The sequence below is a fragment of the Mycobacterium sp. E342 genome, assembly GCF_001667665.1.
In the GTDB taxonomy this organism is placed as follows: domain Bacteria; phylum Actinomycetota; class Actinomycetes; order Mycobacteriales; family Mycobacteriaceae; genus Mycobacterium.
In genome coordinates, this window is record NZ_LZJM01000293.1 from 1 (window position 1) to 25,818 (window position 25,818).

The following is a 25,818-nucleotide window of genomic DNA, read 5'->3' on the forward strand; positions in this document are numbered from 1 at the left end:
GGCATCGCGCTCCGGTCGTCCGGCGGCGGCCACGTTGGTCGCGCCGTGACCACAACCCTCGGCGCACGCATCGCTCATAGCGCCCAGGATAAGTCCGCAGCCTCAGTTGAATTACGGCCGCGCATTCTTACGTCGAACGCTTTGCGGCAATCGCCCATATCTTGAGACGCGCGCGCTAGTGTGCTGCGTGAGCGATGCGTGCGCCGAGGGTTGTGGTCACGGCGCGACCAACGTGGCCGCCGCCGGACGACCGGAGCGCGATGCCGAGTGGGTACGGGCCGCGCGTAGGGCACGCTGGCTCGCGTGGGTCAGCTTGGCCTGGATGTGTGCGGAGGGCGCGCTCGGGCTGTGGCAAGGGTTCGCCGTCGGCTCCATCTCCCTGATCGGTTGGGCGCTCGGCAGCGCGGTCGAGGGCCTGGCGAGTGTGATCGTCGTGTGGCGGTTCACCGGGGCACGGACGCTGTCGGAGACTTCGGAGCGCCGGGCGCAACGCGGGGTGGCCGTGTCGTTCTGGCTCATCGCGCCTTACGTCGCGCTGGAATCTGTCCGGAACCTGGCGGCGGGCCACCGCCCGGGGACCACGCTGATCGGGATGGTTCTGACCGCCGTGGCGGTGATCCTGATGCCGCTGCTGGGATTGGCCAAGCGGAGGCTCGGCACGCGCCTGGGCTCGCGGGCCACCGCCGGGGAGGGCACGCAAAACTATTTGTGCGCCGCGCAGTCCGCCGCGGTGCTGTTCACGCTGGCCGTCATGGCCATGTGGCCGGGTGGCTGGTGGCTGGACCCGACGGTCGGGCTGGTGATCGCCGGGTTTGCGGTGCGAGAGGGTTTCGGGGCGTGGCGCGGCGAGGAGTGCGGATGCTGATTGCATCGCCAAAAACACCGCGCAGCAAAGTGTTTCGTCTTCTTCAAAGCCGCGGTACGCGGCGGTCGGCGACCGGTTAACGTCAAAGTCATGGCGCGAGTGTGTGTGGTCGGCAGCGTGAACATGGACGTGTCGCTGCGCGTCGACACCCTTCCCCGCCCCGGCCAGACGGTGCTGGCTTCGGCGCTGACCCACGCACCGGGCGGCAAGGGCGGCAATCAAGCGGTGGCGGCGGCGCGCGCGGGCGCGCAAGTGCAGTTCATCGGGGCGGTCGGCGACGACCCGGCCGCCGAACAGTTACGCGCCCACCTGCTGACCAACGGCGTCGGGTTGGACGCAATCGCGGCAACACCCGGACCGAGCGGCACGGCGATCGTGGTGGTCGATGCCGACGCCGAGAACACCATCGTGGTCGCCCCGGGTGCGAATGGGCGGCTGACGCTGGACTCCCCCGCCGCGCGGACCGTCATCGCCGGCTGCGACGTGTTATTGACGCAGCTGGAAATTCCGGTGCGCGCGGCGGTGGCGGCGGCGCGCCAGGCCCGTGCGACCGGGGCGGTCGTCATCGTCAACGCCTCACCGGGCGGGCGGGATCCAAGCGCGTTGTCCGACCTGGCGGCCCACGCCGACGTCGTGATCGCCAATGAAGCCGAGGCCGAAGAGTGGCCATGGCGCCCCACCCACTTGGTGACCACATTGGGGGCGCGGGGCGCGCGGTACGTGGGCGCCGACGGCGACTTCGTGGTGCCCGCTCCCACGGTGGCCGCGGTGGACACCACCGGGGCCGGGGACGTGTTCGCCGGAGTGCTGGCCGGAAGCTGGCCACGCAACCCGGGTTCGCCCGCCCAGCGGCGGCGCGCGTTGCGGCGCGCCTGCGCCGCGGGCGCGCTGGCAACCCTGGCCCACGGCGCCGGCGACTGCGCCCCGCACGCCGAAGCAATCGATGCGGCCCTGCCCGGCGGCCGCTAGCTGTACAGCTAGCCGGTGTCGCCGCGGACGTCGTGGGCGATTATCAGGCCGTCGCCGGTCTCCATCTCCTCCGCGGTCTGGCTGAGCAGCACGCGGCTGCGACTGGGCGACAACACGGTCGACACGTAGTGATGTGGTGCCCCGGCCACGAATTCCAGGCGGTTGATGCGTAGCAGCGCGGCGCCGATGGCCGTGCCGAGCAGGTGCGCGTTGCGCGGTCCGGCGATCTCGGCGGTGATCTCGTGCCGCACTCGGTCCACGGCGACGCCCGCCTGCGACAGCAACTCGTACAGCGGCGCACGCCGCAACTCCGGCTCGGTCAGCACGCCGGCCAATTCCTGCGGCAGCCAGGCTTCGGTCACCATCAATGGCTCATCGGTCCTGCGTTGACGCCGCACCCGCACGATCTGCAGCAGCTCGCCGGACGTTTCCCCGGACGTTTTCAAGGCCTCCCCGACGGCCCTCGGGGGACGCCGCTTTCCGAGTTCGACGACTTCGACCTTGGTCTCGAATTGCGTCTGCCGCAGGCTCTGCATGAACGAACGCCCGGCCCCTCCAACGCCGGAGACATCCGCCGGCCCGTGCGGGCGCACGAACGACCCGACGCCGTGCCTGCGCTCGATGTATCCCTGGTCGGCCAGGTCGGCCAGCGCCCGGCGCACGGTAATGCGCGATACACCGAACTGGTCGCACAGCGTCTGCTCGGTGGGCAACGCGTCGCCGGGGGCGATGACGCCGCGGTCGATCTCGTCGTGCAGCACCAGGAACAGCTGCCGATGCAGCGGCACCCCGGCCGCGGCCGAGACCGGCCCTCCTCTGCTCTCCTGCACGGTGGTCAATGCTTCCACACGGCCTCCCTTGCCAACCCCCCCCGAGTTGTTATATGTATATAACAACTCAACACGCCTCGGGGGAGACGATGCACGAACCGGCCGCCACCAACCCGGACGGGCCGACCGGCCGACTTGCCACCTGGGTCGCCGGCCTCACCCTGGATGACGTCCCGCACCAGATCCGCGACCGGGCGAAGCACCTGCTGCTGGACGGGATCGGCTGCGCGCTCGTCGGCGCGCAACTGCCGTGGTCGCGCGTCGCGACCGACGCCGTCCTCGCGCTGGAGGGTCGAGGCGACGCCGTCGTCATCGGCACCGGGCGCACGACCGGGGCACCCGCGTCAGCCGTGCTCAACGGCACCTTCATCCAGGGGTTCGAGCTCGACGACTTCCATCCCCGTGCCCCACTGCACAGCTGCTCGCTGCTGATTCCGGCGCTGATGTCGACGGTGTCCACGCGGCCACGACCCTCGACGGGCGCCGAGGTCCTACTGGCCGCGGTCGCCGGCTTCGAGGTGGGCCCGCGCGTCGGCGATACGCTGCACGGCACCCAGATGTTGGACCGCGGCTGGCACTCAGGGTCGGTTTTCGGCACCCACGCCGCGGCGATGGCGTCGGGAAAGCTACGTGGGCTGTCGCCGGCGCAGTTGGAGGACGCCCTCGGGCTGGCCGGAACGCAGTCGGCGGGGCTGATGGCCGCCCAATACGAGGCCATGAGCAAGCGCATGCATCACGGCCTGGCGGCGCGCAACGGCTTCTACGCGGCGGGGCTGGCATCGGCGGGATACACCGGCATCAAGCGGGTGTTCGAGCGTGAATACGGCGGATTTCTCAGCGTTTTCGGCGAGGGCCACGACCCCGACCCCACCGCACTTACCGGGCAACTCGGCCAACGGTGGGAGACCGCCGTCATCATGGTCAAGTCCTACGCGGCGATGGGCGGTTTGCACGCGGCAATCGACGCCGCCCGGCGGGTGCGTGCCTCGATTGCTCCGCAAGCCATTTCGAAGATCGACATCACCGTCGGCGAGACCATCTACAAGCACGGTTGGTGGCGACCGCAACGGCCCCTCACCCCGATCGGCGCCCAGATGAACATCGGGTACGCGACCGCCGCGGCGCTCCTGGACGGCAACGTGTTACCGGAACAATTCACCCCTGCCCGTCTCGATGCCGATGACATCTGGTCGCTCATCGCGGCGACGTCGGTACACCTCGACAAATCACTCACCCACGCCGACGTGACCCAGAAGTTCCGCACCGACGTCGCGGTCACCACCCGCGACGGCACGGTCCACCGCGCCCGCGTGGCCTTGCCGCACGGCGCGCCCAACGATCCCGTCACCAACGACGAACTGGTCGGCAAGTTCCACTCACTCGCCGACCGGGTCACCAGCCGCGCCCGTGCCGAAGCGATCGAGCGGGCGGTGCTCAATCTCGACGACCTCGACGATGTCGAGCAACTGACCGATCTGCTCGCGGCCCCGGTCGCGGGCGCCCTGGACTGAAAGGAGAACCATGCCTACCACCCCGGCCCGCCGACGGCTGAAGGACTTGCTCGCTGCGGGCGAACTCATCGTCGCCCCAGGCGTTTTCGACGGGATCTCGGCGCACCTGACGAAACGCACCGGCCACGCCGCGGCGTACATGACCGGTGCCGGGGTGGCCGCCTCCGGCTTCGGCCTACCCGACATCGGGCTGGTCACCGCGACCGAGATGGCCGGCCGGGCCGCGATGATCACCGACGCGTTGGGCGATATCCCATTGATCGCCGACGCCGATACCGGCTATGGCGCGCCCATGAACGTGGTGCGCACCGTTCGCTCCTACGACGCGGCGGGGGTCGCCGCAATTCAGTTGGAAGATCAGGTGTTTCCGAAACGGTGCGGCCACTTGCCGGACAAACAGGTGGTCGACGCGGCCGTGTTCGAGCAGACCCTCGCCGCGGCGCTGGACGCCCGCTCCGACGACAGCCTGCTGGTGGTGGCCCGCACCGACGCCCGGGCCCCCCTCGGTCTGGACGCGGCCATCGAGCGTGCCAACCGATACGCGCGGGCGGGCGCCGACGTCATCTTCGTCGAGGCGCCGCAGGACGCCGACGAGATCGAGCGCATCGCACGCGAAGTGAACGCCCCCCTGCTGATCAACCTCGTGCAGGGCGGGCTGACGCCGTTGCAGTCGGCCGCGCGCCTGCAAGAGTTGGGCTATGCCATCGCGATCCACCCGAGCAATCTCTTGGCGCAGGCGACTTTCGGCATGCTGCAGAGCCTTTGCGAACTGAACGGCACCGAGATCGCCGACCACCGGCCCGCGACGCCCGCCGATTTCTTCAACATGGTGGGGATGGCCGAATGGCTCGAGCGCGACGCCCGATACGCGCGGAAGGACCCCTCATGGGCATGACGATCATCGAGAAGATCTTCGCCCGCAAGGCCGGATTGCATTCGGTGTCGGCGGGTGACACGGTCGTGGTCGACGTCGACATGACCGTGCTGATCGACCTGCAGTTCGCCACGATGTGGATCACGCCCAACCGGATCCACGACCCCGACAAGCTGGCGGTCGTCATGGACCACGCCGTGCCGGCACCGACCATCAAAGACGCCGCGGGCGGCCCACACGCCCGCCGATTCGTCGCCGATTTCGGCATCACACGGTTCTACGACGTCGGCCGGCACGGCATCTGTCACCAGGTGATCGCCGAGAACGGACTGGCGCGGCCCGGAGAGATCTTGGCCTGCACCGACTCTCACACCTGCGCCGCGGGCGCCTACAACACCGCCGCCCGGGGCCTCGGGCTCGCGGAGGTCTATTCGATCATGTGCACCGGCGCGACGTGGTTTCAGGTCGCGCCCACCATCCGCTACGAACTCGAGGGCGCGAAACCGGAGACGGTCAGCGGCAAAGACGTGTTCTTGCATATCGCCAACGATTACGGCGACGCCCCGAACCTGAACCTGGAATTCGGCGGCACCGGCCTGTCCGGCGTCCCGATGCACGACCGGCGCACCATCGCGACCCAGTGCGCCGAGGTCTCTGCCGACTTCGCCACGTTCGAGCCCGACGACGTGTTGACGTCGTTTCTGCACGAGCGCGGCGTCTCCGGATACGACGCCGCCGCGCCGGATCCGGATGCCGGATACCAAGAGATCCGCCGTGTCGACCTGGCGACGCTGGAGCCTTACGTGGCGCGGCCGGGAACCGTCAGCCGCAACGGGCTCCCGGTTTCCCGGCTTGAGCGCCAGAAGATCGACCAGGCGTTCATCGGCTCGTGTGCGAATGGCCAGCTCGAGGACCTCGAGATCGCCGCGCGGGTGGTGCGCGGCAAGTCTGTCGCGCCGGGCGTGCGCCTGTTGGTCACGCCCGCCTCCCAGGCGGTGTACCGGGACGCCATGCGGCTGGGGTACCTGCAGGACCTGGCGGACGCGGGTGCGGTCATCACCAACTCCACCTGCGGCGCATGTTTCGGCTACCACATGGGTGTGGTCGGCCCCGGCGAGGTGTGCATCACCTCGAGCACCCGCAACTTCACCGGGCGCATGGGCAGCACCGAGGCGGAGATCTTCATGGCGTCACCGGCGACCGTTGCCGCGTCGGCCATCACCGGACATATCACCGATCCGAGGAGTGTGACGGCATGAGCGTGGTGTTCGGCGGAAGGGTGTGGGTGTTCGGGGACAACCTGAACACCGACGCCATGTACCCGGCGTTCGCAATGAAGATGGATCCGCCAGAAGCGGCCAGGCACGTCTTCTACGAGGTCCGCCCCGGTTGGACCGACCAGGTGTCGACGGGTGACATCGTCGTGGCGGGCAGGAACTTCGGGCTCGGATCTTCCCGGCCCGTCGCGGCTCTTTTCGTCGAGCTCGGCGTCGCGGGACTCGTCGCCGAGGAATTCAACTCGTTGTTCTTCCGCAATGCCGTCAACGCCGGCCTGCCGGCAATGACCGTGCCCGGTGCCACCAGCGTGTTCCACGAAGGCGACACGGGAACCTTCGACCTGACCGGCGGCACCTGGCGCAACGACACCACGGGTGCGTCCGGAAGCGTTCCGACGCTTCCCGGGCTCATCCTCGACATCATCGAAAGCGGCGGCGTGCTACCGCGGCTGGTCGAGCAGGGATACCTGCCCAGCGAATTGGGCGACCTCGTGCGGTCGCCCACCGTCGCGATTCGCGGCGCGGGCAGCGGCGCATGACGGCGTTGCCCGGCAGGCTGCTGCGCGGCGTGCGCGCCGGCCCGCGGCGAAGCCCTCTCGCACGGGCCGCGTTCGATGCGCCCCGCTCCATCAGCGTCGGCAGCGCCGCGTTCCCCGACGGCGGCGTCATGCCGACCTCCAGCGCCGGCGTGGGCGTCGGCGACAACGTCTCGCCGCCGCTGCGGTGGAGCCCGCCGCCGCCCGGCACCCGGCAGCTGGTCCTCATCATCGATGATGTCGACGTCCCCTTGCCCCGCCCATTGCTGCACTCGGTCGCGGTGATCGACCCGGCACTGGACGGCCTCGATGCCGGCGGGTTGCACCTGGGCGCGGCGGGCATCCGCTGCCTGCGAGCCGATCTGGGCCACCGCGGCTACGCCGGGCCGCGTCCGATTCCCGGGCACGGCCCGCATCACTACCGGTTCCACGTGTTCGCGATCGACCGGGCCGTCCCGGACGGCATCACCACGGCCAAGGCGCTGCTGGCCGCGATGGGCGGACACGTGCTGGCCCGCGGTGTGCTGACCGGAACATACGAACGCTGACCCCCGGGCGGATCGGCGCCAGGGGCCTGACCTGCGGTTGGCAGTGGTTGGCAGCGTCCGACGTCGATCTGGCAGTGGTTCGCGGGCAGCGTCGGTGGCGATCAGCCATCGACGAAAGGAACATCATGTCCGCGACCACGATTGACCGCACCGGCACCCGGGACGGCCTGCTTCGCCTGGCCATGCGCGCAGACGCCGCCATCAGCGGCGTGGTCGGCCTGGCGGGGATCCCGCTGGCCGGCCGGCTCGCCGAGCTCTCGGGGACCACGACGGCGTTCGAGTACGCGATGGGCGCGTTCTTGATCGGCTATGGCGTGGTCGTGTTCGGGCTCGCCGCCCTGCCCTCGGTGCGCCGGGCCGGTATGGGCGTCATCGTCGCCAATCTGGCGTACACGGTGGCCGCCGTGGTCCTGGTGCTCGAAGACGTCTTCCCGCTGACGACGGCCGGCGTCGCGTTGAACCTGGCGGCCGGCGCCTACACGCTGGTGTTCGCCGAACTGCAATACCAGGGCTGGCGGCGCGCCAGGGCGTGAGCCCGACGCTCTCGGGCCCGCCCGGCGATCCCGCGAGCGGGCCCATCGGCGGGCTACTCCTCGGGAATATGCCGCTCGATCTCGTCGAGCCAGATGCGCGCGGACATGTCCGACGGGGCCCGCCAATCACCGCGGGGCGACAGCGCGCCGCCGTGTGACACCTTGGGTCCGTTCGGCAATGCCGAGCGTTTGAACTGGCTGAACGAGTAGAACCGCTGCACGAACACCCCCAGCCAGTGCCGGATCTCCTTCAGCGAGTAGGTCGGTCGCTTGTTCTCGGGGAACCCCGGCGGCCAGTCGCCCCGATCCGGGTCGCTCCACGCATGCCAGGCCAGAAACGCGATCTTCGAGGGCCGGAATCCGTAGCGCAGCACGTGGAAGAGTGAAAAGTCTTGCAGGGCATACGGTCCGACCTTGTCCTCGCTGCTCTGCAGTTCTTCCTCTTCGCCTTTCGGGACGAGTTCTGGGGAGATCTCGGTGTCCAGCACCGATTGCAGCACGTCGGTGACGTCGGACGAGAACTGGCCGGACGAGATGACCCAGCGGATCAGATGCTGGATCAGCGTCTTCGGGACACCGCCGTTGACGTTGTAGTGCGACATCTGGTCGCCCACCCCGTAGGTCGACCAGCCCAGCCCGATTTCGGATAGGTCGCCGGTGCCTAGCACGATGCCGCCGCGCTGGTTGGCCAGCCGGAACAGGTAGTCGGTGCGCAGCCCCGCCTGAACGTTCTCGAAGGTGACGTCGTAGACCTTCTCCCCGCGCCCGAACGGGTGGTCCATCTCCTTGAACATCACCATTGCGGTCTCGGTGATGTCGATTTCGGAAAAGGTGACCCCCAGTGCGCGGGACAGCTCGATGGCGTTGCGCTTGGTGCGATCGCCCGTCGCGAAGCCGGGCAGCGTGAACGCCAGAATGTCGCTGCGCGGCCGCCCTTCCCGATCCATGGCGCGTGCCGCAACGATCAGCGCGTGCGTCGAGTCCAGGCCGCCGGAGATGCCGATGACGATCTTCGGGTAGTCCAGCGCGCGCAGCCGCTGCTCGAGCCCCGACACCTGGATGTTGTAGGCCTCGTAGCAATCCTGTTCCAGCCGTTCGCGATTCGCGGGCACGAACGGGAAACGCTCGACGTCACGGCGCAATCCGATGTCGCCGGCCGGCGGGTCCAGGCGGAACCCGACACGCCGGAACGACTCGGCCGACCCGCGGTGGTGGCGCCGGTTGTCGTCGAAGGTTCCCATCCGCAGCCGTTCCGAGCGCAGCAGATCGATGTCGACGTCGGCGATACTGCGCCGCTCCCCCTTCGGGAAGCGCTCGGAGGAGGCCAGCAGTTCGCCGTTCTCCCACACCATCGTCTGACCGTCCCAGGCCAGGTCGGTGGTCGACTCTCCCTCGCCCGCGGCGGCGTAGACGTAGGCGGCCAGACACCGCGCCGACGCCGAGCGGGCCAACAGGCTGCGGTCCTCGGCGCGGCCGATCGTGATGGGGCTGCCGGAGAGATTGGCAAGTACGGTCGCGCCCGCCAGCGCGGCCTCCGCACTGGGCGGGATCGGCACGAACATGTCCTCGCAGATTTCGACGTGCAGCACGAAGTCGGGCACATCCGATGCGGCGAACAGCAAGTCGGGGCCGAAGGGGACGTCGGCGTCACAGAGCCGGATGGTGCCGCGCTCGTCGTCTCCAGCCGCGATCTGGCGGCGCTCGTAGAACTCTCGGTACGTGGGCAGGTAAGACTTGGGCACCACGCCGAGCACCGCGCCGCGGTGGATGACGACCGCGGTGTTGTAGATGCGCTGCCGGTACCGCAGCGGAGCGCCGACAACCAGGACCGGCAGCAGATCGGTCGAGGCGGCGACGATGTTCTCGACGGCGCCGGTGACGTCGTCGAGCAGCAGGTCCTGCATGACGATGTCCTCGATGGAGTATCCGGACAACGTCAGCTCCGGGAACACGGCCACCGCGACGCCGTCGTCGTGGCACGCGCGGGCCAACCGTACGACCGACTCCGCGTTGGCCGCCGGATCGGCGATCGCGGTATGGTGCGTGCACGCGGCGACCCGGACGAAACCCTGGCTGTAAGCGTTGTAAAAGTCCATCGCCCTTCCATTGTCGCCTGACCTGTGTCAACCCGTGGCCGCCGGGTATCCCCTACATCATGAGCGATACTGCCGTGGTCGTGGTCGACATGATGAACACCTATCAGCATCCCGACGCTGAAGAACTAATACCCAATGTCGCCAAGGTCATCGACCCGCTGGCCGATTTGGTCCGGCGCGCACGCGAATCCGACGATGTCGACCTGGTGTACGTCAACGACAACTACGGCGACTTCGCCGCCCAATTCTCCGACATCGTCGGCTCCGCGCTCGACGGGGCGCGGCCGGATCTGGTCAAGCCGATCGTTCCGGCCGGGGACTGCCGCGTGATGACCAAAGTGCGGCACAGCGCCTTCTACGCGACCGCGCTGGCGTATCTGCTCAACCGGCTCGAGACCAAGCAGCTGGTCATCACGGGCCAGGTCACCGAGCAGTGCATCCTCTACACCGCACTCGACGCCTACGTGCGCCACTTCCCCGTCGTGATCGCGACCGACGCCGTCGCCCACATCGACCCCGACCTAGGCGCGGCGGCGCTGAAGATGATGGAGCAGAACATGTCGGCCGAGCTCACCACGGCCGCGGAGTGCCTCGGTTAGCGACATCGCCGCGCGGTACGCAGCGGGCCCTCGGCGGCGCCTTCGCGCCCGTACCCTCGAATAGGTGACCGCCCACTGCGCAGAATCGCCGGAGCTTGTCGCGATGCTGGCCGGTCGCCGGATCGCGGTGCTGACGGGCGCGGGCCTGTCCACCGACTCCGGCATCCCGGACTACCGTGGACCCGATTCACCGCCCAGCAATCCGATGACGATCCGCCAGTTCACCTCGGACGCCGTCTTTCGGCAGCGCTACTGGGCGCGAAACCACGTCGGTTGGCGGCACATGGACGACACGCTGCCCAACGCCGGCCACCGGGCGCTGGCGGCGCTGGAACACGCCTCGGTCGTGACGGGGCTGGTCACGCAGAACGTCGACCTACTGCACACCAAGGCCGGCAGCCGCAATGTCGTCAACCTGCACGGCACCTACGCCCAGGTGGTCTGCCTGAACTGCGGGTACACCATGAGCCGCGCCGCTCTTGCCGAACGGCTGGAAGAGCTCAACCCCGGATTCGCCGAGCGCGCGCTAGCGGTCGGCGGTCTCGCGGTGGCACCGGACGCCGACGCCGTCGTCGCCGATACCGCGTCGTTCCGGTATCTCGACTGCCCGCGCTGCGGCGGCATGCTCAAGCCGGACATCGTCTACTTCGGCGAAAGCGTCGCGAAAGATGTTGTTGAACAATCATATTCGCTGATTTCCGAAGCCGACGCGCTGCTGGTCGCCGGCTCGTCGCTGACGGTGTTCTCCGGCTACCGGTTCGTCCGGCACGCCGCCGCGCTGGGCATGCCGATCGCGATCATCAACCGGGGGCGGACCCGCGGGGACGACCTGGCGACCGTCAAGGTCGACGGCGGCTGCTCCGAGCTGCTGGCGTTGCTGGCGGACGAATTGTTACCGATGACTACGCATTAGAACGTGCATGGCATGCTGCGGACGGCGTGAATGAAGTTGCCCGCCACGTAAGTCGGGTCGCCGGCCTGGATTTCGGGCAGCTGACGCAACAGCTCGCCGAAGATGGCGCGCAGCTGCGCCCGCGCCACATGGGCGCCGAGGCAGAAATGCACGCCGCCGCCCCCGAAACCGACGTGCGGATTGGGGCTGCGGCTCAGGTCGAAGCGCTCCGGGTGGTCGAACGCGTCGGTGTCCCAGTTGCCGGACGGATAGAACATGACGACCTTCTCCCCCGCCCGGATCTTCTGGCCGCCTAGCTCGAAATCCGTTGCGGCCGTGCGACGGAACGTCATGACCGGACTGGCCCAGCGGACGAACTCCTCGACGGCGGTTCCGATCCGGTTGTCGAAATCCTCCAGTAGCCACGTCCGTTGATCTCCGAAGTCGGTGAGCGCCTTCATCGCGTGGCTGGTGGTTTGGCGGGTGGTGTCGTTGGCGGCCACGGAAAGCAGCACGAAGAAGGCGGCCACCTCGGCGTCGGTCAGCCGGTCGCCGTCGACCTCGGCGTTGACCAAGCCGCTGAACAAGTCGTCGCCGGGACGCTCGCGGCGCTCGGCGGCCAACGTGCCGGCGATTTGGTGCAGGTACACCTGGTTTTCGACCAGCACCTCCAGTGGGTTGCGACCGTCGAGGTAGACCGGGTCCGCCCAGGACACCAGCGCATCGGCGGCCCGCGCCACGTGCTCTCGCTCCGATTCCGGGATCCCCACCATGTCCGACAAGGTTCGGATCGGCAGTTGCTTGGCGCAGTGGTCGACGAAGTCGGCCCCGCTACCGGCCGCGCGCAACTCTTCGACGATGGCCTTGGCGTTCGCCCTGATCGAGTCCTCGATACGGCGGATCTGCCTCGGGGTGAATGCCGCGCTGACGAGCTTGCGTAGCTTGGTGTGTCGCGGCGGATCCATCGCCAGGAACGACTGGGACGCTTCGAGCAGCTCCACCGGGATGTTCTCGAACATCACGCCGTGGCCGGACAGGAACACCTCGTTGTTGCGGCTGACCGAGACGATGTCGGCGCGTCGCGTGACCGCCCAGTAGCCCGGATCCTCCGGATCGCGCATCAGGGCGTCCTCCACGGGTGAGTGCCAGCTGACCGGCCGCTCGGCCCTCAGCACCGCGAACGCGCGTTCCCGGTCGGCCGCGGTCGTGGACCAAAACGCGCGCGAGGACAGGTCGATCGGATCGTAGGCCCGGCCGGGCCGCTCGGCGCCAGACGTCCCGGTCATCACGGTCATGGCCCACCTCCGTTGTGTGTATGACCCCGGTCACAGATCGTCAGCGACACTATTCCTGGACATAGTGTCTAGTCAAGTTGTCGAACAGCGCTCTATGCTGGGCCAATGCCATCGGTCACCAGGAAGCCGCAGGCCAGCCGCGAGCGGGGACGTCAGCAACGGCGAGAGCAGATCGAGCGACGGCTGCTGGACGCCACCGAGCGGCTGATGCGCGGCGGCGCCAGTTTCACCGAACTCAGCGTCGACCGGCTGTCGACCGAAGCCGGCATTTCCCGCGCGAGCTTCTACATCTACTTCGAGGACAAAGGCCACCTGCTGCGCCGCCTGGCCAACCAGGTGTTCGCCGACCTCGCCGCCAGCGCGGATCGGTGGTGGAGCGTGTCGTCGCGGCACAATCCGGACGACGTCCGCGCCGCGATGGACGGGATCATCGCCAGCTATCGGCGCCATCAACCGCTGCTCGTCGCGCTCAACGAGATGGCCGGCTATGACCCGCTGGTGGCGGCGACCTATCGCAACCTGCTGACGGCGGTCACCGGGCGGATGACCCGGGTCATCGAGGAAGGCCAAGCCGACCGGTCCATCCGTCCCGACCTGGTTGCGGCCACCACCGCCAGCGCGCTGACGTGGATGGTCGAGCGCGCGTGCCAGCAGAACCTCCCCGCGAAGCCGCGCGACTACGACGCGGAACTGGCCGCCACGCTGGCCGAAATCGTCTGGGGAGCCCTCTATCTCAAGGGCGCCTCAGCGCACTGATGCGGCGGTGGCCCGGCCGGCATAACGGCCTGTGACCGGAACAACATAGTTAGTGCACTATTTATTAGGCTACCATGCGAATATGGCATCGCCGGCCGCGCCCGAGATCGACCCGCTTTCCCTGGAACAGCAGGTCTGTTTCGCGCTGAGCGTGACCAACCGCGCCGTGTTGGCGGTCTACCGGCCGCTCCTGGAGCCGTTGGGGCTGACCCATCCCCAGTATCTGGTGATGCTGACGCTCTGGGATCATCAGAAATCGGCGCCGGGACAGCGCAAACCGCTGTCGGTCAAGGAGATCGCAGCCACGCTGCAGATGGATTCGGCCACGCTGTCGCCTATGCTCAAGCGCTTGGAGGCCCTCGGTCTGATCACCCGTACACGAAGCGCCGTCGACGAGCGCTCTACCGAAGTCAAACTCACCGATAGTGGCACCGCCCTACGTCGGCGTGCGTGCAAGATTCCGCCCGCCGTGGTCGAGCGTCTGGGTGTCGATATCGACGAACTTCGGCACCTGCATCAGGTGCTCACCCGCGTCAACGCGGCCGCCTTGGCAGCGGGCGCATTGCAGTCCCGACCCCCCTCATAGGAGCAGCCATGACCACCCCCAAGACCAAACCCAACATTTGGCAACACATCGCCTATTCCTACGGTCGAACGCTGCCCAGCTCGATGCGCGACTGGGTCGCCAACGACCTGGCGGGCAAGGGAGCCGTGCGCCGGCACATGATCCGGTGGGCCATACCACCGCTGTTCGTTCTCGCGCCCTTCTGGCTGCTGCCCGCTTCGCTGTATGTGCATAGCGAGATGACGGTGCCGCTCTACATCTGGGCCCTGCTGATCTCGCTTGCGTTGAACAAGGTTTGGCGTCGACACCGGCTGGCGCAGCACGGACTCGACCCGAACCTGGTCGACGTGATCAAGAACAAGAAGCAAGCGAAGATGCACGAGGACTACGCCCGCCGTTTCGGGCCGCGCCCGGAATCGGCGGCGTGGCAGGACAACAGCAATCCGTTCAGCTAGCCGGCTTACACCGCCACCAGGTCGTCGGCGTGCACCGCGGGCCGGCGCAGCTCACCCGGCAGCTCGGAGGTCGACCTTCCGATCATGGTCGCCAGTTCGGTGGCGTCGTAGGCCACCACGCCGCGGGCCACCATGGCCGCGTCGGGGCCGCGCAATTCGACGACGTCTCCCGCGTAGAACCGGCCCGACACCCCGGTGATGCCGGCGGCCAGCAGCGAGCGGCGCTGGGCCAGCACCGCGCGCACGGCGCCCTCGTCGAGGGTCAGCGCACCGGCCGCCTCGGCGGCATAGCGCAGCCAGAACCGCCGTGCCGACATCCGTTGTGGCCGTGCGGCGAACACCGTGCCGACCGAGGCATCGCTCAGCGCAGTGCCGGCGTCGGCCGCCGCGGCGAGCAGGACCGGTACCCCGGCGTCGGCGGCCAGTAGCGCCGAGGACATCTTCGACACCATTCCGCCGGTCCCCAGGTCGCTGCCGGGGCCGGCGACCACCCCGGTCAGATCGTCCACCCCGGATACCTCGGCAATGAACTTGGCGTCCTTGGTCTTTCGCGGATCGGCGTCGTAAAGCCCGTCGATGTCGGAGAGCAGCACCAGGGCTTCGGCGCCGACCAGGTGAGCCACCAGCGCCGAGAGGCGATCGTTGTCGCCGAACCGGATCTCGTTGGTGGCCACCGTGTCGTTCTCGTTGACGATCGCGACCGCGTGTAGGGCCCGCAGCCGGTCCAGGGTGCGCTGCGCGTTCGTGTGCTGGGCCCGCATGGAGATGTCGTGCGCGGTCAGCAGCACCTGACCGACCGTGCGACCGTACCGCGCGAACGCCGCGCTCCACGCGTTCACCAGCGCGACCTGCCCCACGCTGGCCGCGGCCTGCTTGGTCGCCAGATCCTTGGGGCGACGGGTCAAGCCGAGCGGTTCGATGCCGGCGGCGATGGCGCCCGACGAGACGATGACGACATCGGTGCCCGCCTTCATGCGTGACTCGATGGCGTCGGCCAGCCCGGCCAGTCGGCCGGCGTCGAATACCCCGGACGGGGTGGTCAGCGCGTTGGTCCCGATCTTGACCACCAAGCTGCGCGCGGTGCGGATGGCCTCTCGATGGGGGGTCACTACTTGTCCCCGCGTTCTCTGGTTCTGCGCCGCTCTCCCCCGCAAGCGGGAGGTGCCCCCTCCGCATCGCTGCGTCCCCCGCAAGCGGGAGGTACCCCCACTGCATCGTCGCCGGCGCGCCGCTGACGGCGGGCCGCCTTGCGCTCCGCGGCGCCGGCGCGCTCAGTGCGTTCCAGCCGCACGTCGGTGCCTCTACCGGACATCGCAACGTGTTGTCCCGCAGGCGTTTGCGGCTCCCAGTCGAACGTCATGTCCCCGATGGTCACGGCGCACCCGGGTTGGGCGCCCAGCCGCAGCAGTTCCTCCTCGACGCCCAGCCGGGCCAGCCGGTCGGCGAGATAGCCCACGGCTTCGTCGTTGTCGAAGTTGGTCTGCCGAACCCACCGCTGCGGCCGGGCGCCGCTGACCACGAAGCCACCCTCCCCGTCCGGCTGGACCGTGAAGCCGCTGTCGTCGATGGGAACCGGGCGGATGACCGGGCGGCGCGGCACGGCCTGCGGCCGGGCGGCGTTGTATTCCGAGATCATCCGCCAGAGCCCGAAGACCAACGGCTGCAATCCTTCCCGCGACACCGTCGACACGAGGAACACCGGCCAGCCGCGCTCGGCGATCTCGTCGCGGACAAATTCGGCGAGCTCACGCGCCTCGGGTACGTCGATCTTGTTGAGCACCACCGCGCGGGGCCGCTCAGCGAGGTCGCCCAAAGTCGTGTCGCCCCGCAGGGTGGGGGTATACGCGGCGAGTTCGGCTTCCAGCGCGTCGATGTCGGAGATGGGGTCGCGGCCCGGCTCCGAGGTGGCGCAGTCGACGACGTGCACCAGCACGGCGCAGCGCTCGATGTGCCGCAGGAAGTCCAGGCCCAGGCCGCGGCCCTGTGATGCGCCGGGGATGAGGCCCGGCACGTCGGCGACCGTGAACGTGTGCTCGCCGGCCGACACCACCCCGAGATTGGGCACCAGCGTGGTGAACGGATAGTCCGCGACCTTCGGTTTGGCCGCCGAGATCGCCGACACCAGTGAGGATTTGCCGGCCGAGGGAAACCCGATGAGACCTGCATCGGCGACGGTCTTGAGCTCCAGCGTGAGGTCTCGCGCTTCGCCCGGTTCGCCGAGCAGCGCGAAGCCGGGGGCCTTGCGGGCGCGCGACGCCAGCGCCGCATTGCCCAGCCCGCCACGGCCACCGGCCGCCGCTTCGAAGCGGGTGCCCGCTCCCACCAGATCGGCCAGCATCCGGCCGTTTTCGTCCAGGACGACGGTGCCGTCGGGGACTTTGACTTCCAGATCCGTACCCGCAGCTCCGTCGCGGTTGTTGCCCATGCCCTGTTTGCCCGACGGGGCGGTGACGTGCGGATGGAAGTGGAAGTCCAACAGGGTGTGCACCTGCGGATCGACGACGAACACGATGCTGCCGCCGCGACCGCCGTTGCCGCCGTCGGGACCGCCCAGCGGCTTGAACTTCTCGCGGTGAACCGACGCGCAGCCGTTACCGCCGGAACCCGCACGCGCGTGGATGACGACCCGATCGACGAATCGAGGCATCGGATACCAGCCCTTCGAAAGTCACGCCGGGCGACAACACCTCGCGAAGCCGCCGCAGCGTTTCCCCGCGCGGGGGGCGCGGTGCCCCCGGCTCGCGAGGCTAGACCTGGGGCGTGATGCTGACGGTTTTGCGTCCGCGCTTGATGCCGAACTCGACGGCTCCGGCAGCCTTGGCGAACAACGTGTCGTCGCCGCCACGCCCGACGTTCAGACCGGGGTGGAACTTGGTGCCGCGCTGGCGCACGATGATCTCGCCCGCCTTGACGATCTGGCCGCCGAATCGCTTGACGCCCAGCCGCTGAGCGGCGGAATCGCGGCCGTTACGCGAGCTGGAAGCGCCCTTCTTGTGTGCCATGTCTGTCGCCTCCCGCTACTTGATTCCGGTGACCTTCAGGACCGTCAGCTGCTGACGGTGTCCCTGACGCTTGTGGTAGCCGGTCTTGTTCCTGAACTTGTGGATACGGATCTTGGGGCCCTTGGTGTGCTCGAGCACCTCGCCCGTCACCGCCACCTTGGCCAGCGCGGCGGCATCGGTGGTGACCTTCGCGCCGTCCACGACCAGGGTGACGGGCAGCGACACGTTCGCGCCCGGGTCGGAGTCGAGCTTCTCGACCTTGACCACGTCCCCGACGGCGACCTTGTACTGCTTGCCGCCCGTCTTGACGATTGCGTAGGTCGCCATCGTTGCTCCTGCCTTCTTTCCTCTGCTCAGCCGCTTCTTCGGCTCTATCGCGCGCGAGCCACCGGCGGTGAGCTCAGTGGGTCTGGGTTGCGGGTCCACTCCGATTGCCCGGTGGCCCGCTGTCGCCGGCCAAAGTCCACACGGCCTGGCGACAACTGTCCTAGGGTACTTGACCAGCGGCTACAGGGTCAAACCGGGCCAGGTCAGTCCACGTGGCTCGGCGGGCCGGCCGGCCGACCCGCCGCGCGACGGCGCCGCGGACGCCCGAAACCGGCCTCGACGGACGCCTCGGGCCCGTCGTCGGAGTCGGAGTCATCCTCGACGTCCAGGTCGTCGTCGTCCATCTCGAGGTCTTCGTCGTCGTCGCCCAGGTCCTCCTCGTCATCGAGGTCCTCGTCGTCGTCGAGATCGTCGTCAGCCTCTTCGTCGGTGTCTTCGTCGGTGTCTTCGTCAGACTCCTCGAAGTCCTCCTGGTCGGCGTCCTCCATGTCGGCCGCGTCCGCCGGCTTCTGCTCGTCGAACTCGCTGGTCGCCTCCTCGGCGGCCTCGTCGGATTCCTCGTCCTCGCGGACCGCAGTTCCGCCGGCGGCCATCGCCTTGAACATCGGGTGCTCGCCGGGAGCGTGCGCGGGCACCTTGGCCACAATGGGCTGTTCGGACGGCTCCTCGGCCCCCTTCTTCTTGGAGCGCCTGCCGCGGCGACCCCCGGACTCCGACTTGCGACCGCCGTTCGAGGGTGCCGAGTCCACCGGGTCGGTGTGCAGCACGATTCCCCGGCCGCCGCAGTGGGTGCACGACGTCGAGAAGGCCTCGATCAGCCCGGTACCCAGCCGCTTGCGGGTCAGCTGGACCAGGCCCAGCGACGTCACCTCGGACACCTGATGGCGGGTGCGGTCGCGGGCCAGCGCCTCGGTCAGCCGCCGCAACACCAGGTCGCGGTTGGACTCGAGGACCATGTCGATGAAGTCGATGACCACGATGCCGCCGATGTCGCGCAGCCGCAGTTGGCGCACGATCTCCTCAGCCGCCTCGAGGTTGTTCTTGGTGACGGTCTGTTCGAGGTTGCCGCCGGAGCCGGTGAACTTGCCGGTGTTGACGTCGACCACCGTCATGGCCTCGGTTCGGTCGATGACCAGCGTGCCGCCCGAGGGCAGCCACACCTTGCGCTCCATCGCCTTGGCCAGTTGCTCGTCGATGCGGTGCACCGCGAAGACGTCGGGGCCGGCCTGACCGTCCGGGCCGCCGGGCGGCTCATACTTGGTCAGCTTCGAAACCAGATCGGGCGCAACGGAATTCACGTATTCGGTGATGGTCGTCCACGCCTCGTCACCGGAAACGATGAGGCCGGCGAAATCCTCGTTGAACAGGTCACGTATGACCTTGACCAGAACGTCGGGCTCTTCGTAGAGCGCGACCGCCGCACCGGCGGCCTTCTCGCTGATCTCGGTCGCCTTGGCCTCGATCTGCTTCCAGCGCTCCTGCAGCCGGGTGACGTCGCTGCGGATGTCGTCCTCTTTGACGCCCTCCGAGGCGGTGCGGATGATCACCCCGGCATCCGACGGCACCACCTCGCGCAGGATCTCCTTGAGCCGCTGCCGTTCGGTGTCGGGCAGCTTGCGGCTGATCCCGGTCGATGACGCACCCGGCACATAGACCAGGTACCGGCCGGCCAGCGACACCTGGGTGGTCAGCCGGGCGCCCTTGTGCCCGACGGGGTCCTTGCTGACCTGGACCACGACGTAGTCGCCCGGTTTGAGCGCCTGTTCGATCTTGCGGTCTGACCCACCCAGCCCCGCGGCCTCCCAGTTGACCTCGCCGGCATAGAGCACGCCGTTGCGGCCGCGGCCGATGTCGACGAACGCCGCCTCCATCGACGGCAGGACGTTCTGCACGATCCCCAGATAGATGTTGCCCACCAGCGAGGCGGACGCGGCCGAAGTCACGAAGTGCTCGACGACGATGCCGTCCTCGAGCACGGCGATCTGGGTGTAGCGCGCCCCCTGATGCGGCGGTTCGGTGCGGACCCTGTCGCGCACGACCATGATCCGTTCGACGGCCTCGCGGCGCGCCAGGAACTCCGCCTCGCTCAGTACCGGCGGACGACGCCTTCCGGCGTCGCGGCCGTCTCGGCGCCGTTGTCGCTTGGCCTCCAGCCGGGTGGAGCCGTCGATGCCCTTGATTTCGGTATTCGACGAGCCATTTCCGCCATTGCCGCCGTTCTTCCCGCTGCGTGGCGCGCGCTCGTGCACCACCGTGTTGGGGGGGTCGTCGGGCGATGAGTTTTCGTCACCGTCGTCACCCGAGCCCGACTTGCGGCGCCGGCGCCTGCGGCGGCGCCGATTGCCGCCCTCCGCCGAACCGTCGTCACCGATGTCGGAGTCATCCGAGTCCTCGCCGTCTTCGCCGTCGTCGTCCTCGGCGTCGGAGGATTCGCCCTGGCCCGTCTTCTGGCCCCGCTGTTGTGGCTCGTCGTCGTCGCCCGAGTCGTTCTGGTTGTCCGGTCCGCCCTGCTCGCCGCGGCCACGGCCGCGCCCGCGACGGCCCCGGCGCCGCCGCCGGTTGGCCGGTCGATCGGTCTGCTCGTCGTCTTCGTCGTCGGTGTCGGAGTCGTCGGAGTCGGTGTCGTCGTCGGCGGTGCCGTCGTCTTCCTCCGCCTGTACCGGCTGCGGCGCGACGAACAGCGGCATGTAGTGCGGCCGCTCGACCGCCGTCTCGAGCATCAGCCGGGATTCGGGTTCCCCGGCCGCGGCGTCGACGGTTTCGCCGCCAGCTCCGGCGTCCTCGGCGCCCCCATCGGGCTGGGCGGCCAGCAGATCGCGTACCCGGACCGCGTCATCACGGTCCACGGTGGAGTGCGCGCTGCGTATCCGTCCATCGAGTGCGCTGAGCGCATCCAGCACCCGCTTACTGGTGGTTCCCAGCGTTCGGGCCAGTGAATGGACTCTCAGGCGGTCCGGCAGTTCGTCGTGCCGGGTCGGCTCTTCGGATGACTCTGCGGATGGTGCACCGTCTACCACGTATTCTCCTCAAGCCCCCGGGCGCGTCCTGGCGACGCGGCCACGCGAGGGCTTCGCTATGGGCCCGGGTGACTTTCCCCGGGCTTGTGATGGTCTCGCCCCGAGCGGTTCGCGGGGAACGCACTCGGCGCCGTGCTGAATGACGGCCCGACATGCCGCGCACCAACGCGGGGTGGCGATGATCGCGCTTGTCTAAGTCTTCATTCGGGTGTCCGACGCCGGTCCGGCGACGTTCACCCTCCATCAGTATCCCACATCACTCGGCAAGCCAAGCCGCCCTCGAGCGGACGCGCCGTCAACGGCGTGGCGCGGCCCGTTTGCTGGGCACTACGCGTCGGGAAACCAGAGCGCGATTTCGCGCTTTGCGGACTCTGCCGAATCCGACCCGTGCACGAGGTTGAACTGGGTCTCCAGCCCGAAATCGCCCCGGATAGTGCCGGGGGTTGCCTTGTCCACCGGGTCGGTGCCGCCCGCGAGCTGGCGAAACGCGGCGATCGCGCGCGGTCCCTCGACGATCGCCGCCACCACCGGCCCCGAGGTGATGAACTCCAGCAGCGATCCGAAGAACGGCTTGCCGTCGTGCTCGGCGTAATGCTGGGCGGCCAGGTCCTCGCTGACACGCCGCAGCTCGAGCGCGGCAATGGTCAGGCCCTTCCGCTCGATGCGGCTGATGATCTCCCCGACCAGCTGCCGCTCGACGCCGTCCGGCTTGATCAGTACCAGGGTCCGTTCGGTCACGGCCGACAGCGTACAGAACCGGGCGGGAATCGGCCGGGCGGCGGCCGCGGCAGCGGCGGTCGAGGGGCTGCCCTACCCCTGGCGGCGCCGCACCTCGGCCCGGAAGTACGCGATCAGGGCCCACAAGCCGGTGAAAAGCACCCCGATGAACCCCACACCCGGATACACCGCGAAGCCGGCGAGCAGCAGCAGTTGAACGCCCAGGTTCACCCAGATCGCCCAGGGTTTGCGCTGCACCCCGCCCAGCAGGATGAGCAGCGCCGCCACGCCGATCAGGTAACCCAGCGTCACCGGCCTCAGTCCACCGCCGACCGCGCTCACTACCGGAATCGCCAGCAACACCACGATCGCTTCCAGGAACAACGTCGCGGCCATCACCGCCCCGAAGCTCTTCCATGGGTCAGCCCGGTTGCGGTCGGTCATTCCGGATCCCGGCCGAACAGGGTGCGTGCGGCCCCGGCCGTGACGACCGAACCGGTGATGACGATGCCCGTGCCGGAGAAGGCCTCGGCGTCCCCGGCCACCGTGGCGTCGTCGACCAGGGCGGTCGCGACGTCGATCGCGTCGCGCAGGTTCTCGGCGGTCGTGACTCGGTCGGGCCCGAATCGCTCCCCCGCGGCCAGCGCCAGCGACTCGACGTCCAGGGCCCGCGGCGACCCGTTGTGGGTCACGACGACGGCATCGAACACCGGCTCGAGCGCGGCGAGGATGCCGTGGACGTCCTTGTCGGCCAGGACGCTGAGCACGCCGACCAGGTATCGGAAGTCGAATTCGTCGGTCAACGTCTGCGCCAGCGCGGCGGCGCCGGCCGGGTTGTGTGCGGCGTCGATGAACACGGTGGGCGCACTGCGCATGCGTTCCAGGCGGCCGGGGCTGGTGACGGCGGCGAATCCGGCCCGCACCGCCTCGACGTCGAGTTGCCGTTGCGCGCCGGCACCGAAGAAGGCTTCCACCGCCGCGAGCGCCACCGCCGCATTGTGCGCCTGGTGTTCGCCGTGCAGGGGCAGGTAGATGTCGGAATACACCCCGCCGAGGCCCTGCAGCTGGAGCACCTGCCCGCCGATCGCGACCTGACGCCCCAGGACGGCGAACTCCGAATCCTCGCGGGCCACCGCGGCGTCGGCGCGTACGGTCTGGGCCAGCAGCACTTCCATCGCTTCGGGCGCCTGGCGCGCGATCACGGCGACGGTGTCGGGCGCGCCGTCAGGAGCCTTGGTGATGATGCCGGCCTTCTCGCCGGCGATACCGGCGAGGTCGTCGCCGAGGTATTCGACGTGGTCGATGCCGATCGGGGTGATGACCGCGACCGGCGCATCGACGACGTTGGTGGCGTCCCACCGCCCGCCCATGCCGACCTCGATGACCGCGACGTCGACGGGCGCGTCGGCGAACGCCGCGAACGCCATGGCGGTCAGCACCTCGAACTTGCTCATGGCCGGCCCACCGGCGGCCTGCGACTGGGCGTCGATCATCTGCACGAAGGGCTCGATCTCCCGGTAGGTCGCCACGTACTGGGCCGGGGTGATCGGCCGGCCGTCGATCGCGATGCGCTCGACCGCCGATTGCAGGTGCGGGCTGGTGGTCCGGCCGGTGCGCCCGTGCAGGGCGGTCACCAACGCGTCGACCATGCGTGCCACCGAGGTCTTCCCGTTGGTGCCGGCGATGTGGATGCAGGGATAGGCCCGTTGCGGCGAGCCCAGCAGGTCCATCAGCGCGCTGATCCGGGTCAGGCTCGGCTCGATCTTGGTCTCCGGCCAGCGTTGGTCGAGCAGATGTTCGACCTGAAGCAGCGCGGCGACCTCGTCCGGGGTCGGAGCCAGGCCGGTGGCGCCGTATTCGCCGTCGTGGTCGGGCCAGTCGGAGGACTCGGTCATCGACAACTCATTGCAGCCCGGCCAGCCGCGCGGTGATCCGGTCGGACTCGTCCTGGGCCACGCGCTGACGGTCCCGGATCTTGTCCACGACGTTCTGCGGGGCCTTGGACAGGAAGTCCTCGTTGGCGAGTTTGGCGGTGGTGGACGCCAGTTCCTTCTGCGCCGCGGCGAGGTCTTTTTCCAGGCGGCGGCGCTCGGCGGCGACATCGATGGCGCCCGAGGTATCGAGTTCGACGACGACCGTGTGGTTCATCTGGGGGCCCAGTCGCACCTCCAACGACACCGACGACTGGAAGTCTTCGGCCGGCGCGGTGAGCCAGGCCAGCGACGTCACGGCGGCCACCTGTGCGCCCAGGTCCGCGGCGTCCACGCCACCCAGCCGGGCCGGCACCTTCTGCCGGTCGGCCAGGCCTTGATCGCTGCGGAACCGGCGGACCTCGGTGACCAGTCGCTGCATATCGCTGATCCGTTGCGCCGCAACGGGATCCAAATCGACACCCGAGGGTTGCGGCCAGTCGGCGATCACCAGCGATTCCTGGCCGGTCAGGGCCTGCCACAACGCCTCGGTGAGGAAGGGGATGACGGGGTGCAGCAGCCGCAGCAGGGTGTCCAGCACGGCGGCGAGCACCGCGGTGGTGTGAGCGTTCCCCTCGGCCAGCTGCGTCTTGGCCAATTCGACGTACCAGTCGCAGAACTCGTCCCACGCGAAGTGGTAGAGCGCCTCGCAGGCGCGGCTGAACTCGTAGTCGTCGAGCGCCGAATCGACTTCGGCGCGGACCTCTTCCAGCCGTCCCAGGATCCACCGGTCGGCGTCGGTGAGTTGGTCCTGCGCCGGCAGCGGCGCGACGCGGGCGCCGTTGAGCAACGCGTATCGGGTGGCGTTGAACAGCTTGGTGCAGAAATTGCGTGACGCCCGCACGGCATCCTCGCCGACGGCCAGGTCGCCCCCGGGGTTGGCGCCGCGAGCCAGCGTGAACCGCAAGGCGTCTGCGCCGAAGGTGTCCATCCAGTCCAGCGGGTCGACGACATTGCCTCGGGACTTGCTCATCTTGCGGCCGAACTCGTCACGGATCAGTCCGTGCAGGAACACGTCGGTGAAGGGCACCTGCGGTCCGCGGCGGCCGTCGAGCGTGATGGCGTCGTCGCCGCCGACGAAGGTGCCGAACATCATCATGCGAGCCACCCAGAAGAACAAGATGTCGTATCCGGTGACCAAAACGCTTGTCGGATAAAACTTTTCCAGCTCCGGTGTCTTGTCCGGCCAGCCCAGCGTGGAGAAGGGCCAGAGGGCCGAGGAGAACCAGGTGTCCAGCACGTCGGGGTCCTGCTCCCAGCCTTCCGGCGGGGTCTCGTCCGGGCCGACGCACACCTGCTCGCCGCCCGGCCCGTACCAGATCGGGATGCGGTGGCCCCACCACAGCTGCCGTGAGATGCACCAGTCGCGCATGTCGTCGACCCAGCCGAACCACCGCGGCTCCATGCTGGCCGGGTGAATCACGGTGTCCCCGTTGCGCACCGCGTCGCCGGCGGCCTTGGCGAGCGACTCGACCTTCACCCACCACTGCAGCGACAGGCGCGGCTCGATGACCTCGCCGCTTCGCTCCGAATGCCCGACGCTGTGCAGATAGGGCCGCTTCTCCTCGACGATGCGGCCTTGCGCCGCGAGCGCTTCGCGCACCGCCGTGCGGGCCTCGAACCGGTCCATGCCGTCGAATTCCGTTCCCGTATCGGCGATGACGGCACGGGCGTCCATGATGCTCGGCATCGGCAGGTTATGCCGCAACCCGATCTCGAAATCGTTGGGATCATGGGCGGGCGTGACTTTGACCGCACCGGTGCCGAATTCGGGATCGACGTGCTCGTCGGCGACGATGACGACTTGGCGATCCAGGAACGGGTGCGGCAGCGTCGTCCCCACCAGATGCGTGTAGCGCTTGTCGTCCGGATGCACGGCGATGGCGGTGTCGCCCAGCATCGTCTCGACCCGGGTGGTCGCCACCACGATGTGTGGCTCGTCGTCGTCGAGCGAGCCGTACCGGAAAGAGACCAGTTCGCCCTCGACCTCGTCGTAGACGACCTCGATGTCGGAAATGGCCGTCTGCAGCACCGGGGACCAGTTGACCAGCCGCTCGGCCTGATAGATCAGCCCGGCGTCGTAGAGCCGCTTGAAGATGGTGCGGACGGCGCGCGACAGGCCCTCGTCCATGGTGAACCGGTCGCGGCTCCACGCCACCCCGTCGCCGAGCCGGCGCATCTGAC

General features: G+C 68.7%; 25 protein-coding genes. 13 read left to right on the plus strand and 12 right to left on the minus strand.

Annotation, left to right across the window (positions count from 1 at the left end; translation table 11 throughout):
• The first annotated feature begins 232 nt into the window (after positions 1-232).
• Both A5692_RS24245 and A5692_RS24250 read left to right on the plus strand, forming a co-directional pair.
• On the plus strand, positions 233-865 hold the full coding sequence (locus A5692_RS24245) for a cation transporter (protein WP_068061098.1): 633 nt from the start codon (positions 233-235) through the stop codon (positions 863-865).
• Positions 866-955: 90 nt separating this feature from the next.
• On the plus strand, positions 956-1,834 hold the full coding sequence (locus A5692_RS24250; RefSeq protein ID WP_068061033.1) for a PfkB family carbohydrate kinase: 879 nt from the start codon (positions 956-958) through the stop codon (positions 1,832-1,834).
• Positions 1,835-1,842: 8 nt separating this feature from the next.
• On the opposite strand, the gene A5692_RS24255 is transcribed toward A5692_RS24250, so the two are convergent.
• The gene (locus tag A5692_RS24255; protein WP_068061036.1) at positions 1,843-2,682 is read right to left on the minus strand and encodes a GntR family transcriptional regulator; all 840 of its coding nucleotides are present in this window, start codon (positions 2,680-2,682) and stop codon (positions 1,843-1,845) included.
• 71 nt (positions 2,683-2,753) lie between these two features.
• Between A5692_RS24255 and A5692_RS24260 the strand changes: the two genes are divergently transcribed.
• The 6 genes from A5692_RS24260 (at position 2,754) to A5692_RS24285 (ending at position 7,943) form a co-directional block, all read left to right on the plus strand.
• Positions 2,754-4,175, plus strand: coding sequence for an MmgE/PrpD family protein (locus A5692_RS24260; protein WP_068061039.1), 1,422 nt, complete (start codon positions 2,754-2,756; stop codon positions 4,173-4,175).
• A 10-nt stretch (positions 4,176-4,185) separates the two neighbouring features.
• Positions 4,186-5,070: an oxaloacetate decarboxylase gene (locus tag A5692_RS24265; protein ID WP_068061042.1), complete on the plus strand. Its 885-nt coding sequence runs from the start codon at positions 4,186-4,188 to the stop codon at positions 5,068-5,070.
• Positions 5,061-6,308 (plus strand): aconitase/3-isopropylmalate dehydratase large subunit family protein, encoded by a 1,248-nt coding sequence (locus A5692_RS24270; RefSeq protein ID WP_068061045.1) that lies wholly within the window; start codon positions 5,061-5,063, stop codon positions 6,306-6,308. Before A5692_RS24265 ends, A5692_RS24270 begins: the two co-directional genes overlap by 10 nt.
• A complete protein-coding gene (locus tag A5692_RS24275) occupies positions 6,305-6,865 on the plus strand; it encodes a 3-isopropylmalate dehydratase (protein ID WP_068061048.1) in 561 nt (186 codons plus the stop codon). The genes A5692_RS24270 and A5692_RS24275 overlap by 4 nt, the downstream gene beginning before the upstream one ends.
• Positions 6,862-7,410: a YbhB/YbcL family Raf kinase inhibitor-like protein gene (locus tag A5692_RS24280; protein WP_068061051.1), complete on the plus strand. Its 549-nt coding sequence runs from the start codon at positions 6,862-6,864 to the stop codon at positions 7,408-7,410. Before A5692_RS24275 ends, A5692_RS24280 begins: the two co-directional genes overlap by 4 nt.
• A 125-nt stretch (positions 7,411-7,535) precedes the next feature.
• Positions 7,536-7,943: a hypothetical protein gene (locus tag A5692_RS24285; protein WP_068061058.1), complete on the plus strand. Its 408-nt coding sequence runs from the start codon at positions 7,536-7,538 to the stop codon at positions 7,941-7,943.
• Positions 7,944-7,996: 53 nt separating this feature from the next.
• Here A5692_RS24285 and A5692_RS24290 read toward each other — a convergent pair whose 3' ends face one another.
• Positions 7,997-10,039: an NAD(+) synthase gene (locus A5692_RS24290; RefSeq protein ID WP_068061063.1), complete on the minus strand. Its 2,043-nt coding sequence runs from the start codon at positions 10,037-10,039 to the stop codon at positions 7,997-7,999.
• A gap of 59 nt (positions 10,040-10,098) precedes the next feature.
• Here A5692_RS24290 and A5692_RS24295 point away from each other — a divergent pair, with 59 nt between their 5' ends.
• The gene (locus tag A5692_RS24295) at positions 10,099-10,638 is read left to right on the plus strand and encodes a cysteine hydrolase family protein (protein WP_068061070.1); all 540 of its coding nucleotides are present in this window, start codon (positions 10,099-10,101) and stop codon (positions 10,636-10,638) included.
• A gap of 64 nt (positions 10,639-10,702) precedes the next feature.
• On the plus strand, positions 10,703-11,551 hold the full coding sequence (locus A5692_RS24300) for an NAD-dependent deacetylase (protein WP_068061074.1): 849 nt from the start codon (positions 10,703-10,705) through the stop codon (positions 11,549-11,551).
• Here the strand turns inward: A5692_RS24300 and A5692_RS24305 are convergent.
• The gene (locus A5692_RS24305; protein WP_068061077.1) at positions 11,548-12,825 is read right to left on the minus strand and encodes a cytochrome P450; all 1,278 of its coding nucleotides are present in this window, start codon (positions 12,823-12,825) and stop codon (positions 11,548-11,550) included. The two genes, A5692_RS24300 and A5692_RS24305, sit on opposite strands and share 4 nt — an antisense overlap.
• Before the next feature lie 105 nt (positions 12,826-12,930).
• Between A5692_RS24305 and A5692_RS24310 the strand changes: the two genes are divergently transcribed.
• From A5692_RS24310 to A5692_RS24320, 3 genes are all read left to right on the plus strand, one after another.
• Positions 12,931-13,581, plus strand: coding sequence for a TetR/AcrR family transcriptional regulator (locus tag A5692_RS24310; protein WP_068061080.1), 651 nt, complete (start codon positions 12,931-12,933; stop codon positions 13,579-13,581).
• An 82-nt stretch (positions 13,582-13,663) separates the two neighbouring features.
• Positions 13,664-14,167, plus strand: a complete 504-nt coding sequence (locus tag A5692_RS24315) for a MarR family winged helix-turn-helix transcriptional regulator (RefSeq protein WP_068061083.1) — start codon at positions 13,664-13,666, stop codon at positions 14,165-14,167.
• Between the two features lie 8 nt (positions 14,168-14,175).
• Entirely contained in the window at positions 14,176-14,601 is a 426-nt protein-coding gene (locus A5692_RS24320) for a DUF5313 domain-containing protein (RefSeq protein ID WP_068061086.1), read from the plus strand.
• Between the two features lie 5 nt (positions 14,602-14,606).
• Here the strand turns inward: A5692_RS24320 and proB are convergent, their stop codons facing one another.
• The 9 genes from proB to A5692_RS24365 all read right to left on the minus strand — a co-directional run.
• Positions 14,607-15,710, minus strand: coding sequence for a glutamate 5-kinase (gene proB, locus A5692_RS24325; RefSeq protein WP_068061089.1), 1,104 nt, complete (start codon positions 15,708-15,710; stop codon positions 14,607-14,609).
• The gene (gene obgE, locus A5692_RS24330; RefSeq protein WP_068061092.1) at positions 15,710-17,248 is read right to left on the minus strand and encodes a GTPase ObgE; all 1,539 of its coding nucleotides are present in this window, start codon (positions 17,246-17,248) and stop codon (positions 15,710-15,712) included. The genes proB and obgE overlap by 1 nt, the downstream gene beginning before the upstream one ends.
• Positions 17,249-17,348: 100 nt before the next feature.
• Complete coding sequence (gene rpmA, locus A5692_RS24335; protein ID WP_046186480.1) at positions 17,349-17,603, minus strand: 50S ribosomal protein L27; 255 nt, start codon at positions 17,601-17,603, stop codon at positions 17,349-17,351.
• Between the two features lie 15 nt (positions 17,604-17,618).
• Complete coding sequence (rplU, locus tag A5692_RS24340) at positions 17,619-17,930, minus strand: 50S ribosomal protein L21 (protein WP_007169506.1); 312 nt, start codon at positions 17,928-17,930, stop codon at positions 17,619-17,621.
• 203 nt (positions 17,931-18,133) lie between these two features.
• Positions 18,134-20,947: an Rne/Rng family ribonuclease gene (locus A5692_RS24345; protein ID WP_082963054.1), complete on the minus strand. Its 2,814-nt coding sequence runs from the start codon at positions 20,945-20,947 to the stop codon at positions 18,134-18,136.
• A gap of 327 nt (positions 20,948-21,274) precedes the next feature.
• Positions 21,275-21,685, minus strand: a complete 411-nt coding sequence (gene ndk / locus A5692_RS24350) for a nucleoside-diphosphate kinase (protein WP_067919098.1) — start codon at positions 21,683-21,685, stop codon at positions 21,275-21,277.
• A gap of 72 nt (positions 21,686-21,757) precedes the next feature.
• A complete protein-coding gene (locus A5692_RS24355; protein ID WP_068061096.1) occupies positions 21,758-22,108 on the minus strand; it encodes a DUF4233 domain-containing protein in 351 nt (116 codons plus the stop codon).
• The gene (locus A5692_RS24360; protein WP_068061103.1) at positions 22,105-23,559 is read right to left on the minus strand and encodes a folylpolyglutamate synthase/dihydrofolate synthase family protein; all 1,455 of its coding nucleotides are present in this window, start codon (positions 23,557-23,559) and stop codon (positions 22,105-22,107) included. The genes A5692_RS24355 and A5692_RS24360 overlap by 4 nt, the downstream gene beginning before the upstream one ends.
• Before the next feature lie 7 nt (positions 23,560-23,566).
• Positions 23,567-25,818: valine--tRNA ligase (locus A5692_RS24365; protein ID WP_068061106.1), on the minus strand; the 2,252-nt coding region annotated here is incomplete at its 5' end.